This window comes from Bradyrhizobium sp. IC4059 (assembly GCF_020193615.1).
Taxonomy (GTDB): domain Bacteria; phylum Pseudomonadota; class Alphaproteobacteria; order Rhizobiales; family Xanthobacteraceae; genus Bradyrhizobium; species Bradyrhizobium yuanmingense.
The window spans coordinates 1-1,387 of the sequence record NZ_JADYVH010000034.1 but is presented as its reverse complement, the minus strand read 5'-3'; the positions used below and the strand labels follow the sequence as shown (position 1 = coordinate 1,387).

General features: G+C 56.5%; 3 protein-coding genes. 2 read left to right on the top strand and 1 reads right to left on the bottom strand.

Annotated elements, in window-relative coordinates; all coding sequences use genetic code 11:
• The first annotated feature begins 252 nt into the window (after positions 1-252).
• A complete protein-coding gene (locus tag I6F12_RS36955; protein ID WP_225158537.1) occupies positions 253-492 on the top strand; it encodes a TOBE domain-containing protein in 240 nt (79 codons plus the stop codon).
• A gap of 54 nt (positions 493-546) precedes the next feature.
• Positions 547-1,170, top strand: a complete 624-nt coding sequence (locus tag I6F12_RS36950) for an ABC transporter permease (RefSeq protein WP_225158536.1) — start codon at positions 547-549, stop codon at positions 1,168-1,170.
• 7 nt (positions 1,171-1,177) lie between these two features.
• Here I6F12_RS36950 and I6F12_RS36945 read toward each other — a convergent pair.
• On the bottom strand, positions 1,178-1,387 hold a 210-nt coding region (locus tag I6F12_RS36945), incomplete at its 5' end, for a hypothetical protein (protein WP_225158538.1).

Genomic DNA, 1,387 nt, shown 5'->3' with positions numbered 1-1,387 from the left:
GCCGGCCTCATGCTCCTTCAAAATCCCGATGATCTGCTCGTCCGAAAAGCGGCTGCGCTTCATGCTCTGGTCCTTGTCGTGGGCCAGAGCGAACTTCAAACTGGATTAAGCCCGTGGGGCAAGGTCAACCGGAAGCAATTTATGATTGGCCAGCGACGCAATTCGTCGCGAGATTTCTAGGTGAGGCGAATATCCTGGACAGCCCAAACTTACGATCGAGTCCGTGCCGCGCAGCCGTCCGGCACCGCTGCCATGATTCGACCAGAGCGCATCTGCATCGCAGCTCTCAACGCGCCCAAACGCGTCGACTTCGACCAGTGCCAGTCTGTTACTTGGGTCGTGCACAACATGATCTATGCCGGTCCGCTTCGAAAATACCATGTGCGGATCGGCAGCAGCCTGCTTGTCGTGCGCGAACACGTTGTGTCGGGACGACGGGCCCTACGGCCCGGCGATGAGGCGCCAGTTGAATGGCTGCGTTCCGACATCTGATTCGTTGCCGTGTAGGCGCACAGAGGGCAAGACCGATGAACATGATTTACACGGTTGATTCCCATTGCGCTTATTTGTCCGGCTCTTGCCATTCTACTCGGGGTCTTTGGCCTACCGGCCCTTCTGCTATTCCTGAACAGCCTCAATGAGCCAGCCTTTTCGCTTTCCAACTATGAGGCGTTTTTTAACCACGGGGCGAACGTCCACGTGCTCATCCAGACTGTCGAGGTAAGCATTGTCGCCACGGTCATATGCGTCATCATCGGTTATCCCACTGCGTATCTTATCGCTGGCGCCTCGAAGCGACTTCGCATGGCGCTTCTCGTGTTCGTGGTGATTCCCTATCTCACCAGCTTTCTGGTGCGCACTTGTGCGTGGATCGTCATCGTCGGTGATAGCGGCCTGATCAATAGTCTACTGCTCGATCTCGGGTTAATTTCTAGCCCGGCGCCGCTCATCTACAACCGCTTGGCCGTCTATATCGGCATGGTACACATCATGCTCCCTATGGTTCTTCCTCTAGTCAGTGTCATGCTCGGGATCGAGCCAACGAGCGGTCGCACCATCGCACCCTCCCGCACTTTGTCGCCTTCTGGCACGTGTTCTTGCCGCTTAGCTTGCCTGGGGTCCGCAGCAGCGCGCTGCTGGTCTTCGTACTCTGTCTTGGTTTCTACATAGTCGTCCGTTAAAAGCGGCGAAGTGACTGATCTGGAATCGCAAATCCTGCGGAAGGGCGGTTTTGCGATTGCAGGGTTTTGATGCTGGGGGTGACCTTGCCCGTCGGGCTTAATCCAGTTTGAAGTTCGTTCTGGCCCACGACGAGGCCCAGAGCATGAAGCGCAGCCGCTTTTCGGAAGAGCAGATCATCGGGATTTTGAATGAGCATGAGGCCGGC

Excerpts from the sequence above, each read along its gene's own strand:
- I6F12_RS36955 (WP_225158537.1), top strand. The coding sequence starts at position 253 with ATGATTCGACCAGAGCGCATCTGCATCGCAGCTCTCAACGCGCCCAAA.